We start from the raw sequence: 14777 nt of genomic DNA, 5'->3' as shown, positions 1-14777 counted from the left end.
AAGCGCCATGATTCCCCTCTCTTACGCGCAGCGGCGGATGTGGTTCATCAACCGCTTCGAGGGCCCTTCCTCGACGTACAACATCCCGCTGCTCCTGCGGTTCCACGGAGCGCTCGACACGGCCGCGTTACGCGCCGCGTTCCAGGATGTGATGGCCCGCCACGAAGTCCTGCGGACGGTGTTCGACGACGTGGACGGCCGGCCGTTCCAGCGTGTCCTCGTCCCGGCCGAGATCGAGCTGCCCTGGCAGGACTGGGGCCGGGTCGCGCCGGACCGGGTGCCGGGTGTGGTGTCTTCGGCGTCCGGCAGTTGGTTCGACCTGGCGGTCGACGTACCGCTGCGGGGATCCGTCGCCCAGTGCGGTGAACAGGACTTCGTGCTGGTGCTGGTGATTCACCACATCGCCGGTGACGGCGGATCGCTGGCGCCGCTGGCGCGGGACATCTCGGTGGCGTACCGGGCCCGCGTGGCCGGGAGCGTCCCGGAGTGGTCCGAGCTGCCCGTGCAGTACTCCGACTACGCGTTGTGGCAGCAGGAACTGCTCGGGGACGAGTCCGATCCGCAGAGCGTCCTGTCGGTTCAGGCGGCCTACTGGCGCGAGGAGTTGGCCGGGGTTTCACGACCGCTGTCGTTGCCCCTGGACCGGTCCCGTCCCGAGGTGGCGAGCTTCCGTGGCGGATCCGTGGAACTCGGACTCCCGAGCGAGGTGCGGGCGCGGGTCGAGGAGCTGGCGCGGGCGCGTGGCGTGACGGTGTCGATGGTGTTCCAGGCCGCGCTGGTGATGTTGCTGCACCGGCTGGGCGGCGACGAGGACGTCACCGTCGGCGCCCCGATCGCGGGCCGCACCGACGAGGCGCTGAGCGATCTGATCGGGTTCTTCGTCAACACCTGGGCGCTACGGGTCCAGGTGAGCGAGGACCGGTCGTTCGACCGGGTGCTGGAACAGGTACGGCAGAAGGCGCTCGCCGCGTACGACAACCAGGACGTGCCGTTCGAGCGGCTGGTGGAGCTGCTGCGACCGGAGCGGTCGACCGCCCATCACCCGTTGTTCCAGGTCGTGCTGGCGTGGCAGAACAACGCACGGCCGGAGCTGGACCTGCCGGGTGTGACGGTGTCCATGGAGCCCGTGCCGACGGGCTCGGCGAAGTTCGACCTGTTCTTCAACCTGGCGCCGGACGAGTCCGACGGTTCGGTCGTGGGGGAGATCGAGTACGCCACCGACCTCTTCGACCGCTCGACGGTCGAGGGCTTCGCGGCGGGGTTCGTCCGGGTGGTGGAGCAGGTCGTGGCCGACCCGCAGGCCACCGTCGGCGCACTCGACGTACCGGCCGGCACGCAGCAGGTGGACGCCACCACGACCGCACCGCGCGAAGCCGCGGGCCGCCCGCTCGGCGCCGAGGAACGCCACAGGATCCTCGTGGAGTGGAACGACACGGCCCGCGACTTCCCGTGCCCGGGCCCGGTTCACGTGCTCTTCGAGGAGCAGGCCCGGCTACGGCCCGACGCGACAGCCCTGCGCTGGGCCGGCGGAACCATGACCTACGGCGAGCTGAACCAGCAGGCGAACCGGATCGCCTGGGACCTCAAGGAGCGCGGCGTCGGCCCGCAGACCGTCGTCGGGGTCGGCATCCGCCGCGGCCCGGCCATGATCGCCGCCGTGTTCGGCGTGCTCAAGGCAGGCGGCGCCTACCTGCCCCTGGAACCGTCCTTGCCGGCCGAGCGCGTCGCCGACATGCTCGCCGACGCCGAAGCGACCACGGTGCTGTCCACCTCGGACACCGAACGCTGGAGGGTCCCGGACGGCGTCCAGGTCATCGAGGTGGACCAGGTCCGGGCGGCACAGGCGGCGCTCCCCGATCCGGAGCCGGTCGCCGGGCCGGACAACACCGCGTACATCATCTTCACCTCCGGCAGCACCGGAAAGCCCAAGGGCGTCGAGGTCACCCATCGCCCCGTGCACAACCTGCTCAACTGGTGCTACAACACCTTCGACTTCGGCCCCGACGACGTGGCCCTGTGCGTCACCTCGCTCGGCTTCGACCTCTCCGTCTTCGACATCTTCGGCCTCCTGGGCTGCGGCGGCGGCCTCTACATCGCGGACGCCACCCAGCAACGCGACCCCCAGCTCCTGCTCGACCTGCTGCTCACCGAGCCGATCACCTTCTGGGACTCGGTGCCGACCACCCTCAACCAGGTGGCCTCCCTGCTCTCCGGGAACACCGGACACCGGGGAACCGACGACCTCCGCGTCGTCTTCCTCTCCGGTGACTACACGCCGTTGTCGCTGCCGGACGAGGTCCGCAGGGTGTTCCGGAACGCGGAGATCATCAGCCTCGGTGGCGCGACCGAGGCGACGGTGTGGTCGAACTACTTCCGGGTCCGCGAGATCGACCCGGACTGGCGCAGCATCCCGTACGGCCGTCCCATCGACAACGCGCGCTACTACATCCTCGACGAGGACATGGAGCCGTGCCCGGTCGGTGTCGAGGGCGATCTGTACATCGGCGGGGACTGTCTGTGCGTCGGCTACGCCAACCGTCCGGACCTGACCGCGGAGCGTTTCGTCCGTGATCCGTTCAGCGGGCGGGACGGTGACCGGCTCTACCGGACCGGTGACCGGGCCGGCTTCTTCCCGGACGGCACCATCTGCTTCCTCGGTCGTGCGGACAACCAGGTCAAGCTGCGCGGGTTCCGCATCGAGCCCGGCGAGATCGAGCACACCCTGACCCGTCACCCGGCCGTTCGTCAGGCCATCGTCACCGCCCGGGAGGACCAGCCGGGTGACCTGCGTCTGGTCGCCTACGTCGTCGCCGACCCCGGCGCACTGGACTCCGCGGGCGGGGCGGAGGAGCAGGTCGGGGAGTGGCAGGAGGTCTACGACCAGGCGTATTCCACCGACGCCGAGCAGGAGCTCGGCGAGGACTTCGTCGGCTGGAACAGTTCCTACACCGGTGAGCCGATCCCGCTGGAGGAGATGCGTGCCTGGCGGGACGCGGCGGTGGACCGTGTCTTGTGCTGGTCGCCGAAGCGTGTCCTCGAACTCGGTGTCGGCTCCGGTCTCCTGCTCGCCCACATCGCCGGCCAGGTGGAGGAGTACTGGGCCACGGACTTCTCCTCGCAGGTGATCGAGCGGCTGCGGGACCAGGTGACGCGGGCCGGTCTGGCGGACCGGGTTGAGCTGCGGTGCCAGGCCGCCGACGACCTGTCCGGCCTTCCACGCGGCCAGTTCGACACCGTGCTCCTCAACTCGGTCGTGCAGTACTTCCCCAACGCCGACTACCTGGAGCAGGTCCTGAACGGCGCCAGGGAACTGCTCGCGCCGGGTGGCCGGATCGTCCTCGGTGACATCCGGCGAGCGAGCTCGTTGCCGGTCCTGCAGACGGGCGTTCAGCGGGCCAAGCACGCGGAGGCGACACCGGCCGTGCTGCGCAGCGCGGTGGAGCAGGCCGTGCTCCTGGAGAAGGAACTCGTCGTCGACCCCGACTGGTTCCTGCGCTGGTCGGAGCGGACCGAGGGCGTCGCAGTCGATGTCCGGGTCAAGGACGGCAGCGCGCACAACGAGCTGACCCGGCACCGCTACGAGGTGGTGCTGCACAAGCCTGGCAGCGCCGAACCGCTGCCCCTGGACGCCGTCCCCACCGTGGCGTGGGACGGAGACCTCGACCGCCTGGCCGACCAGGTGGACAGCCGGGCCGAAGCAGTCGTACGGATCACCGGTGTCCCGAACGCGCGCCTGTCCGACGAGGTCGCGGCGGCGCGCGAGCTGGGCCAGGAGGACTCCGTCGCGTCGGAGGTGCCCGCGCTCGATCCGGGCGACGTGCCCGCGTGGGCCGCGGTGCACGGATGGGACGCGGTGGTGACGTGGTCGGCGGACGCGGTCGACCAGGTCGACGTGCTCGTGTTCCGGGACGCCCCGGTGGCCGGCCGGATCCTCACCGGCACGTACCTGCCGGCGGCCGGCGAACGCACCCTGGCCAACGACCCCGTGGCCGCCGGTGCCATCACCGCGCTGCTGCCCACGCTGCGTGCGTACCTGCGGGAGACCCTGCCCGAATACATGGTGCCGGCGGCGATCGTGCCGATCGGCAGCGTGCCGCTGACGGACAACGGCAAGCCGGACCGGCGCGCGCTTCCCGTGCCGGACTACTCGGCCGGCAGCGGCGGCCGGGCCCCGTCCACGCCCGAGGAGGAGTCGCTGTGCGCGCTCTTCGCCGCGGTGCTCGGACTCGACCGGGTCGGCGTCGACGACAACTTCTTCACCGTCGGCGGGCATTCGCTGCTGGCCACCCGACTGGTCAGCCGTATCCGCGCCGTACACGGCGTCGAGATCCCGATCCGGCTGGTCTTCCAGGCGCCCACGGTCGCCGAGCTGGCGGACCACCTGACGTCCCTGAGCAATGTCCGCCCGCCCCTGCTTCCGCACGACAGGCCGGAGCGGCTGCCGGTCTCCTTCGCGCAGCAGCGGCTGTGGTTCATCCACCGGTTCGAGGGGCCGTCGGCGACGTACAACGTCTCGCTGGCGCTGCGGATGCGTGGTGACCTCGACACGGTCGCGCTCCGCCGGGCCGTGCACGACGTCGTGGTGCGGCACGAGTCCCTGCGCACCGTCTTCGGCGAGGCGGACGGACAGCCGTACCAGCAGATCCTGGAGCCGACCGCGATCCAGGTGCCCTGGGAGGAACGCGCGGTCACGGAGACCGAACTCCCCGACGCCCTGCGGGAGGCTGCCCGCCTGCCGTTCGACCTGGCCGGTGAGATCCCGTTCCGGTCCTGGCTGTTCCGGATCAGTGAGCTGGAGTCGGTGTTCCTGATCGGTGCGCACCACATCGCGGCGGACGGCTGGTCGGCTCTCCCGCTCGCGCAGGATCTGACCGCCGCGTACGAGGCCCGGCGGGACGGCCGGACGCCGGAGTGGGAGCCGCTCCCGGTGCAGTACGCGGACTACACCCTGTGGCAGCGGGAGCTGCTGGGGAACAGCGACGCCCCGGGCAGCCTGTACCGGCGGCAGCTGGACTACTGGACCACTCAGCTGGCCGGCCTGCCCGAGACCGTCGACCTGCCCACCGACCGGTCACGGCCCGCTGTGGCGTCGTACGCCGGTGATCTGGTTCCGCTCGCACTCGACGAGCAACTCACCGAGGGTGTGCGGCGGCTGGCCCGGGAGACCGGTGCCACGGTGTCGATGGTGCTGCAGGCGGGGCTGGCCGCGATGCTCACCCGGCTCGGCGTGGGCACGGACGTGCCCATCGGTTCGCCCATCGCCGGACGCACCGACGAGGCGCTCAACCGGCTCGTCGGCTTCTTCGTCAACACCTGGGTGCTGCGCGCGGACACCTCCGGCGACCCCGGCTTCGCCGAACTCGTCCGCCGGGTCCGGGAGATGAGCCTCGCCGCCTACGACCACCAGGACATTCCGTTCGAGCACCTGGTCGAGGTGCTGAACCCGGTGCGGTCGCCGGCACACCACCCCCTCTTCCAGGTGTGTCTGGCGCTGCAGAACAACGCGCGGCCCGAGTTCGCCCTGCCGGGCCTGGCGGTGTCCGAGGAACCGTTCAGCATGGGCACCTCGCGCTTCGACCTGTTCGTCAGCCTCACCGAACGGGACGACGACGGGCCGGCCCGCATCGAGGGCTTCGCCGAGTACGCGACCGAGCTGTTCGACGCGGGCACGATCACCACGTTGCTCGACCGCTGGCTGCACTTCCTGCGCCAGGTGGTGGCCGCTCCGGAGACGTCCATCGGGGCCGTGGACATCCTGGCCGACGGCGAGCGCGCGACGCTGGACCGGTGGGGCGGGCAGGGCCGGGACGCCGGGTTCCAGGCCGGCACCGTTCACCAGCGGTTCTCCGCCACGGCCGCCGCGACCCCGGACGCGATCGCGCTGGTCTCCGCGGACGGCACGTGCCGCTGGACCTACGCCGAGCTGGACCGCTGGTCCAACCGCGTCGCCCACCATCTCCGGGCCCGCGGTGCCCGCCCGAACACCCGGGTGGCCCTCGTACTCGAACGCTCGCCCCTCCTCGTCGCGGCGATCCTCGGCGTGCTGAAGACGGGCGCCGCCTACGTGCCGGTCGACCCCACCTATCCGCCCGAGCGCATCGAGTTCATGCTCGCCGACCTCGCTCCGGCCGTCACCGTGGACGAGGGACTCGCCGACGAGGACCTCGGCCAGTGTCCGGACTCGCCGCTCGACGCCGACGGCGTGGGGGAGCAGGGTGTCGCGTACGTGATGTTCACGTCCGGCTCGACCGGCCGACCCAAGGGCGTGGAGGTGACGCACCGGAACGTGGTCGACCTCGCGCTCGACAGCTGCTGGGCCACCGGCGCCCACCGCCGTGTCCTGGTCCACTCACCGCACACGTTCGACGCGTCGACGTACGAGCTGTGGGTGCCGCTGCTCGGCGGCGGCACCGCCGTGGTGGCGCGTGCCGGACGGCCGGACACCGCGGAACTGGCCCGTGTCGTCGTCGAGCGGGCGGTGACCGGACTGTGGCTGACCGCCGGTCTGTTCGCCGTGATGGCCGAGCAGCACCCCGAGTGCTTCACGGACGTCGCCGAGGTGTGGGCGGGCGGTGACGTGCTCTCGCCCACCGCCGTCCGCCGGGTCCTCGACGCCTGTCCCGGCCTCACCGTGGTGAACGGGTACGGCCCGACGGAGACCACCACCTTCGCCGCCCGGTACCGGGTGTCCTCGGTGGACCGGTGCACCGACCCGCTGCCCATCGGCGAACCGATGGACGGCAGCCGGCTGCTGGTCCTGGACGACCGGCTGCGGCCGGTGCCGCCCGGAGTGGTGGGTGAGCTGTACATCGGGGGCGACGGAGCGGCCCTCGGGTATGCGGGCCGGCCGGGCCTGACCGGAGAGCGGTTCGTCGCCGACCCGTTCGGGCCGCCCGGGGCGCGCATGTACCGCACCGGCGACCTGGTGCGCTGGAACACGGCCGGGAGCCTTCAGTACGTGAGCCGGGCCGACGACCAGATCAAGCTCCGCGGCTTCCGCGTGGAGCCGGGCGAACTGGAAGCGGTGCTGCGTGAGCGCGAGGGGGTGGCGCACGCGGTGGTGGCCGTACGCCGGGACCGCCTCGGTGAACGCAGCATGGTCGCCTACGTGGTGCCCGACGCGTCCGCCTCCACCGGCCGTGACGCGGTCGAGCAGGTCGGCGAGTGGCGTGGGATCTACGACGAGATGTACGGCGGGACAGCGGTGGGCCCGGGCGGAGTCGGCGAGGACTTCACCGGGTGGAACAGCTCCTACACCGGACAGGCCATCCCGCTGCCCGAGATGCGGGCCTGGCGTGAGGCCGTGCTGGGGCGGGTACGGGCCCTGCGCCCGCAGCGGGTGCTGGAGATCGGCGTCGGCTCGGGCCTGCTGCTGGGACCGCTCGCACCGGAGGTGACGGAGTACTGGGGCACCGACTTCTCGGCACCCGTCATCGAGCGGCTGCGCGCCCAGGTCGGGGCCGACCGGCGGCTGTCGGACAAGGTGTCGCTGCGCTGCCAGGCGGCCGACGACCCCGACGGACTGCCGACCGGGTTCTTCGACACGGTGATCCTCAACTCGGTCGTGCAGTACTTCCCGGACGCCGACTACCTCGCCCGGGTGCTCGACCTCGCGATGGACCGGCTCGCGCCCGGCGGGCGCATCGTGATCGGCGACGTCCGCAACTACCGCACCCTGCGGATGTTCAGCGCCGCGGTCCACCGATCCCGGCAACCGGACGACGGCCCGGCCGCCGTGCAGGCCGCCGTCGAACGCGCGGTGCTGGGCGAGAAGGAACTGGTCGTCGACCCGGGCTACTTCACCCGCTGGGCCTCGGCACGTCCGGAGGCCGTCGCCGCCGACATCCGCCTCAAGCAGGGCAGCCACCACAACGAGCTGACCCGCCACCGCTACGAGGTCGTGCTGCACAAGGAGCCCACCCGCTCGCTGCACCTGGCGGACCTGCCCGCGGCGGTCTGGGGAGCGGACGTGCGTGAACTGGCCGATGTGGAGACCGTGCTGGCCCGGCACGGCGGCCAACTGCGCCTGACCCGTGTCCCCAACGCCAGGCTGACCGGCGAGGCCGCCGAATGGGGCGCCCGGGCAGAGACGGGGGGCATGCTCGACCCCGCCGAGCTGGAGGCGTGGGGCGCGGTACGCGGGCTCGCGGTGTACTGCACCTGGTCGGCGCAGGCGGCGGACTGCTTCGAGGCGGTCGTCCTGCCCGACGTCGACGCCCGGTGCTGCGACGGCGTGTACCGGCCCGCCGACGCCCCCTCGTCCCGCCTGGTGAACGTTCCCGCGGTGTCCCGCCGCGTGTCCCGGCTGCCTTCGCGGCTGCGGGAGGAACTCGCCGGCCGGCTCCCGGAGTTCATGATGCCCAGCGAGATCGTCGTCCTCGACCGGCTGCCGCTCACCGAGAACGGGAAGGTGGACCGGGCCGCGCTGCCCGAGCCCGACCCGACCGGCGGCGACTACCGCGCCCCGCGCACGCCGCGCGAGGAGGAACTCGCCGGACTCTTCGCCGAGGTGCTCGGCCTGGACCGGGTCGGCATCGACGACGACTTCTTCGCCTGCGGCGGCCATTCCCTGCGGCTGACCCGTTTGGTCTGGCAGATCCACGAGAAGCTGGGCGTGGACGTGCCGATCCGGACCGTGTTCCAGTACCCCACGGTGGCCGAACTGGCGGCGCAGCTGTCCGCGGACGCGGAGGTGGGCTTCGAGGACCCGTTCGCCGTGCTGCTGCCCATCCGCACCGAGGGGGAGAAGCCCCCGCTGTGGTGGCTGCACCCGGGCGGCGGGCTGAGCTGGCCCTACCTGGGCTTCGCCCGGCACATCGACCCGTCCTGGCCGCTCTACGGCATCCAGGCGCGCGGCTTCGACGGAACCACACCGCCGGCGACCTCCATCGAGGAGATGGTCCATGACTACGTGGGGCAGGTGCTGGAGGTCCAGCCGAGCGGCCCCTACCACCTGCTGGGCTGGTCCTTCGGCGGCACCCTGGCCCATGCCATGGCGGCGGAACTGCAGCGCCGCGGACACGAGGTCGCGCTCCTGGCGCTGCTGGACGCCGCGCCCTCCAGCCACTTCGCCGATCTCGAAGCCCTCGACGAGGCCATGGTGCGCCGATTCCTGGCCAATTACATGGGCCATCTGGCCGGAATGGAGGAATACCCGACCCTGGTCGCCACGGCCTCCTCCATCTTCGTCGGTGAGATGGAACAGATGCGCCGGTTCACCTCGCCGCGGTACCACGGCGACGTGGTCTTCTTCAACGCACTCCTCGACCCGGAGACGCACGACAAGCGGCAGCTGGAGGAGGAACTCGAGGTGCTGTGGCAGGAGTTCGTCGACGGCCGAATCCAGCGCTTTGACATCCCCTGCGCTCACAACGAAATGTACTGGCCGCGTAACGCGGCTGAAATCTGTCGTGTCATCAACCAGATTCTGGGCACGGCGCGATGATCTGGGCCAAACCCTTGACCGTTGGAACGATATCTGGAGGATTAGGGTGAGTATCAACCCGTTCGACGACGAGAATGGCCAGTTCTATGTGCTGGTCAACGACGAGGACCAGCACTCGCTGTGGCCCGCCTTTTCCGAGGTGCCGGCCGGCTGGCGCATTGTCTTCGGTCCGGCGGGACGGGCGGAGAGCGTCGCCTACGTGGAGGAGAGCTGGACCGACATGCGGCCCCGCAGTCTCCGGGAGGCGATGAACCGGTAGGTCGCGCGCCGTCGTGAAAGGCGCACGCTCGGGGCGGTCCGGAACGGATCGGTACCGCCTCCCGGTTGCAGGCCGAACAACCTAACATGGCATTAGAGGCATGGACCTGACCAATCCATGAGCGTCAACGGGGAGGCTTGTGCTGTGGCTGGCGCAAACAGCGACGTGATGTTCGTCCGATGGCCGGCACAAACGGACCTGCGGAATCGATGTAGGAGGGAGGGGGTGCCCCGCCTTCTCGTCGTAGAGGGAGGTGCACACCCTCCCGTGTGCAACGACCCGTTCGAGGACTGGGTGCGTGCGCCCATATCCCGAGAGGATTTGGACGCCCGCGTCAAGGCGTTACAGAACCGGCTCGACAGCCGCCAGGTTCCGACTCTGGATTCGGCCGGAACGCTGTGTTTCGGACCGCACTCGATCACCATTTCGAATGCGCAGACCGAATTGATGGAGCTGCTGATCGAGCACTTCGGTGAGGTCGTGTACCGGCACGAACTCACGCAGCGGCTCGCCGACCGGGTGCCGATGCCCACGAGAAACTCGCTCGACCTGCACATCATGCGGCTCCGCCGCCGCCTGTCCCCGATCGATCTGGTCATCAGGACCGCGTGGGGACGCGGCTATGTGCTGGAGAACGCGGCCGCCTGACGGCGTGCGCACCTACGACACCGCGTGCCGCAGTCGAGCCACGCGGTGTCGAGCCGGGAGAACATCACCCGTTTGCCGGCCGACGTCCCGACGGATGTGTCGGCGCGGTGCCGTGACCGATCACGAAGTGACTGCCGGCACGGGCAGCAGTGCGTCCTGTGCCTGCTTGGTGGCGGCCGTACCGTCGCTGATGTGCAGGACCGCGTCGGCTCCCTCGAGGATCGTCCGGTCGAGCGGGCGGTAGCCCTGCTGCGGGGCGATGTCGGTCCGCGTGCGGGCGGGAGCGTCCGTGACGTCCGTTGCCAGATCCCAGGCGGTGGTACCGCTCTGCAGCAGGCCCTCGTAGGTGTCGGGCTCCGGATCCAGGAGCCCGAGAGCCTCGCTGCGGCCCAGGCTGCCGGCGACGAAGCCGTACTGCTCGCCCATCAGCGGCCCCAGCACGGTGCCGGCACCATGCCAGTTGAGGTCCAGGTCCGGCTGGCACCAACTGCTCGGATTGCGCTGGAAGTGGAGGTTGTGGCCGAAGACCAGGGTCGGGCCCCGCCGCGCCTCGGCGCTGCGGACGTCGAGGAGGCTCTGGGCGATGAGCGAGTCCCGGGTGGCGAGCAGACGGGAGATCCGTGCGGCGTGCTCGAGGCTCTGCGCACACTGCTTGTGGTATCGCAGCAGGCCGAGGCCTGCGGTCAGGTGCGTCCTGGCCCTGAACCACTCGGCGTGCGCGTCCGCCGCGGCCGGCTCCGGCTCGCGTGCGTGCAGCAGGGTGAGCATGGCGTCGGCGATCGAGCGCGCCTGCTCGGCCTCGGCCGTGGCACCGAGCGACAGGGCCGGGTCCATGACCGCTTCCGTGCGGCTCCAGCCCTCGTCGTCGCCGAGGAGGTCCGCGAGGTCGACGCCGAGTTGCAGATAGTCCCGGGTGTGCTCGAGATAGCGCCGCGGGCTGGGGGCGCTGTGGTTCTCCGTCGGGGTGTCGAAGCCGTGGAACGCCAGGCGCTCCTCCGACGGCCGGTTCTGGTTGTGGGTGCGCATCCACGTGATCAGCTGCCGGTTGGGCTCCTGGTCCCCGAAGCCGTGGGAGAAGCCCTCGCGCATGACCACGTCGAGGCTTCCGGCTCCCCCCTGGACGAAGTCGTTCACGGCGAGCGCGGCCACGCGGTCGGTCTCCAGGGCGATCGACCGGAAGCCACGGTCGACCAGCTGGACGAACAGCTCGTTGCGGACCCACCCGAAGGCGGGCTCCTGGTGGGTCGGCTCACCGAACGCCAGCAGGTCACATGAGGCGACGGTGAGGTCGTGCAGGTTCTTTCTCATGTGTCTCAATTGAACCACTGCAAGACCGGTTGAGACTTCCCGAAGCTCCGGCCCGCCAAGCGGGCTCGGTTCCGTCGGGAAGTCTCAAACCGTCGAGCAACCCAGGGGGGATCGGGCCGGGGAATCAGCGTGAGCTTGATGCGTACTTGCGCACCGAGAGCGGGGCGAAGAGCAGGATCAGGCCGATCGACCACGCGACCGTCTGCAGGACGTAGCTGCCCGCCGGGCCGCCGCTGAACAGCGCGCGCAGCGCGTCGACGGCCGCGGTCATGGGGCTGTGGGCGGCGTAGGCCTGGAGCCATCCCGGCATCGTGCTGGTCGGCACGAACGCCGAGGAGATCAGAGTGAACGGGAAGATCCACACGGCACCCGCCGCCTGGGCGGCCTCCGCGTTGGGCACCGACAGACCGATGAAGGCACCGAACCAGGACACCGCGTAGCCGAACAGCAGCAACAGCAGCATGCCGCCCAGCGCCGGAAGGAACCCGCCCAGGAAGCGGAATCCGACGAGCAGGCCGATGAGCACCGTCACGGCCACGGTGACGGCGTTGCGGAAGATCTCCGACACCGTACGGCCGACGAGCACGGCGGAGCGGCTCATCGGCATCGAACGGAAGCGGTCCATCAGACCCTCGCGCATTTCCGTGGCGATGCCGATGGTGGTGCCGGCGGCCGATCCGTAGAGCGCCATCTGGACGAAGATGCCGGGGAGCAGGAACTGGGCGTACCGTCCGCCCCCGATGTTGATCGCGCCGCCGAAGACGTACGTGAACAGCAGGATGAACATGACCGGTTGGAGGAGCGAGAAGCTCACCAGCTCGGGGCTGCGCAAGGTGTGCCGGATGTTCCGCAGCGTCATCTCCCACACATCGGAGAACCACCAGGAGACTCCGCTGCGCGGCTTCGTGTCGGCCTTGCCGCTCTGCAAGGTCAGGGCCGGGGACGTCATGAGCGCTCGTTGTCCTTCCCGCTGCTCTGCTGGTCGGTCCTGTGCTCGGCGGAGTGACCGGTCACGGTGAGGAACACGTCGTCGAGCGTGGGGCGGCGCAGCGCCACGTTGCCGATCGCGACACCGGAGTCCCTGAGCAGATGCAGGAGATCGGGCAGCGTGCCGCCGTCGGCCAGTGGCGCGTGGACCACCAGCGTCTCCGGGTCGGCGGTCGGTTCGATGCCCAGCCGCTCCCGCAGGAGTCTCGTGGTCTCGTCGAGGGCGGCGCCGTCGATGAGGGTGATGCCGACCCAGTCCTGGCCCACCTGCGCCTTCAACTCGTCCGGCGTGCCGCCGGCGATGACCCTGCCCTGGTCGATCACCGACAGCGAGTCGGCGAGCTGGTCCGCCTCCTCCAGGTACTGCGTCGTGAGCAGCACGGTGGTGCCCTCGGCGACCAGCTCGCGCACCATCTGCCACACGGCGATGCGGCTGCGCGGGTCCAGGCCGGTGGTCGGCTCGTCGAGGAAGATGAGTCCGGGGCGCGCCATGAGGCTCGCTGCGAGGTCGAGCCGGCGGCGCATCCCGCCCGAGTACGTCTTCGTCTGCCGGTCGGCCGCCCGGCCCAGGTCGAAGCGCTCCAGCAGCTCGCTCGCCCGTGCCCTGCTGTCGGGCTTGGACAGCCGGAACAGCCTGCCGATCATGTGCAGGTTCTCGCGCCCGGTCAGTAACTGGTCCACCGCGGCGTACTGCCCGGTGAGTCCGATGACGGCCCGTACTCTTCGTGGGTCGCTGCGCACATCGATGCCGAACACCTCGGCCGTCCCGTCGTCCGGGGTGATCAGGGTGCTCAGGAGGCGGACGGTGGTCGTCTTGCCCGCGCCGTTGGGGCCGAGCAGACCGTGTACGGTGCCCTCCGGCACGGTGAGTTCAAGGCGGTCGAGTGCCATCACCGAGCCGAAGCTCTTGCACAGTCCAGCCACTTCGATCGCTGCTGGCATTTACCGGATTTCCTTTCCGCGCTGTGCCGATTCCCGAACTTCCCTGTTCATGAAGTTCAAGCGTATACCTGCAATCCCGATTGAAACTTTGAAAGAAAAGTCGCAGGAATAGTGCGCTAAAGTCTCAATCCATGGATCACCTGCGTCCCACCGACCTGGCCCGTGAGCACGGCATCTCGACCCAGGCGGTCCGCAACTACGAGCGGGACGGGTGCATCCCGCTCGCCGACCGCACCCCGTCCGGCTACCGGGTCTACACCGAGGCGCACGCGGCCGCCCTGCGCGCCTATCTGGCGCTCGTCCCGGCGCACGGTTACGCCGTGAGCGGGCAGATCATGCGGGCGCTCAACACGGGCGAACTCGACACCGCGCTCACGGCCGTCGACCGCAGTCATGCCCAACTGCTGCGCGACCGGGGAACACTGGACGCGGTCGGACAGGCCGTCGCCCACCTGACCAGCAGCCCCGACACCGGCGCGCACACCCCGGTGAGCAGCGAGACCTTCAGCATCGGCGAACTGGCCCACCGCCTGGGCGTCACCGCGGCGACCCTCCGCAACTGGGAAGCGGCGGGCATCCTCGCCCCCGACCGCGCACCGGTCACCGGCCACCGCGCGTACGGCGCCCCCGAGATCCGCGACGCGGAACTGGCCCACCTCCTCCGGCGCGGCGGCTATCAACTGGAGCAGATCGCCACCGTGGTCCAGCAGATCCGCACCGCCGGCGGCACCCAGGCACTGTCCGCCGCCCTCGACGACTGGCGGCGACGCCTCACCGTCCGAGGCGTCGCGATGCTCAACGCCTCCGTCCAACTCGCCCGGTACGTAGCCCTGCTCGACATCACCCCGCCCCAGCATCAGGCGTCGCACCGTCGGTGAGAACGGGCGGTGTTCGCGTTCTGACCGGGAGGCAGGGGCACGCGCTGGCGGACCTGAGGATCCAGGTGGGCGGCGGCATGCCGGCCGACGAGGTACGCGCGAAGTTCCTGGAGCTGCGCCGGCAGCACCGGGAGCGGAACGTCTTCCGACGAGCGGGGTGCGCCGCTCACGGGACACGGTGAGGCGAACGGGGTTCCAGGGCCTGACCCGCGTGATCTTGAGTTCTAGCGGTCGTCGCAACATCCCAGTTCAAGGGGTGCGATGGACTTCGAGGTCCGAGGAGACCGGAAGCCGCAGGGAGCCAGGAAGC

7 protein-coding genes are annotated in these 14777 nt (G+C 70.3%); 4 read left to right on the top strand and 3 right to left on the bottom strand.

Going from position 1 to position 14777, the window contains the following annotated elements:
- Window positions 1-7 precede the first annotated feature (7 nt).
- From ACIRVH_RS27245 to ACIRVH_RS27235, 3 genes are all read left to right on the top strand, one after another.
- Window positions 8-9445 (top strand): amino acid adenylation domain-containing protein, encoded by a 9438-nt coding sequence (locus tag ACIRVH_RS27245; protein WP_403958044.1) that lies wholly within the window; start codon window positions 8-10, stop codon window positions 9443-9445.
- Window positions 9446-9491: 46 nt separating this feature from the next.
- Complete coding sequence (locus ACIRVH_RS27240; protein ID WP_386575816.1) at window positions 9492-9704, top strand: MbtH family protein; 213 nt, start codon at window positions 9492-9494, stop codon at window positions 9702-9704.
- 267 nt (window positions 9705-9971) lie between these two features.
- Window positions 9972-10352: a winged helix-turn-helix domain-containing protein gene (locus ACIRVH_RS27235; protein ID WP_386575815.1), complete on the top strand. Its 381-nt coding sequence runs from the start codon at window positions 9972-9974 to the stop codon at window positions 10350-10352.
- Between the two features lie 120 nt (window positions 10353-10472).
- Here ACIRVH_RS27235 and ACIRVH_RS27230 read toward each other — a convergent pair whose 3' ends face one another.
- From ACIRVH_RS27230 to ACIRVH_RS27220, 3 genes are all read right to left on the bottom strand, one after another.
- Window positions 10473-11660, bottom strand: coding sequence for an erythromycin esterase family protein (locus tag ACIRVH_RS27230; protein WP_403958039.1), 1188 nt, complete (start codon window positions 11658-11660; stop codon window positions 10473-10475).
- Window positions 11661-11784: 124 nt separating this feature from the next.
- Complete coding sequence (locus tag ACIRVH_RS27225) at window positions 11785-12609, bottom strand: ABC transporter permease (protein WP_403958037.1); 825 nt, start codon at window positions 12607-12609, stop codon at window positions 11785-11787.
- Complete coding sequence (locus ACIRVH_RS27220; RefSeq protein WP_403958034.1) at window positions 12606-13589, bottom strand: ATP-binding cassette domain-containing protein; 984 nt, start codon at window positions 13587-13589, stop codon at window positions 12606-12608. Before ACIRVH_RS27220 ends, ACIRVH_RS27225 begins: the two co-directional genes overlap by 4 nt.
- A gap of 131 nt (window positions 13590-13720) precedes the next feature.
- On the opposite strand from ACIRVH_RS27220, the gene ACIRVH_RS27215 reads away from it, so the two are divergent.
- Window positions 13721-14467, top strand: a complete 747-nt coding sequence (locus tag ACIRVH_RS27215) for a TioE family transcriptional regulator (RefSeq protein WP_403958031.1) — start codon at window positions 13721-13723, stop codon at window positions 14465-14467.
- Window positions 14468-14777: the final 310 nt, after the last annotated feature.

Source organism: Streptomyces sp. NPDC101165, assembly GCF_044768135.1.
Taxonomy (GTDB): Bacteria; Actinomycetota; Actinomycetes; order Streptomycetales; family Streptomycetaceae; genus Streptomyces.
This window is presented reverse-complemented; position numbering and strand designations above follow the sequence as displayed.

What these genes read in the sequence shown, in the direction of transcription:
- ACIRVH_RS27245 (WP_403958044.1), top strand. Translation starts at nt 8, where the DNA reads ATGATTCCCCTCTCTTACGCGCAGCGGCGGATGTGGTTCATCAACCGC.
- ACIRVH_RS27230 (WP_403958039.1), bottom strand. Translation starts at nt 11,660, where the DNA reads ATGAGAAAGAACCTGCACGACCTCACCGTCGCCTCATGTGACCTGCTG.
- ACIRVH_RS27225 (WP_403958037.1), bottom strand. Translation starts at nt 12,609, where the DNA reads ATGACGTCCCCGGCCCTGACCTTGCAGAGCGGCAAGGCCGACACGAAG.
- ACIRVH_RS27220 (WP_403958034.1), bottom strand. Translation starts at nt 13,589, where the DNA reads ATGCCAGCAGCGATCGAAGTGGCTGGACTGTGCAAGAGCTTCGGCTCG.
- ACIRVH_RS27215 (WP_403958031.1), top strand. Translation starts at nt 13,721, where the DNA reads ATGGATCACCTGCGTCCCACCGACCTGGCCCGTGAGCACGGCATCTCG.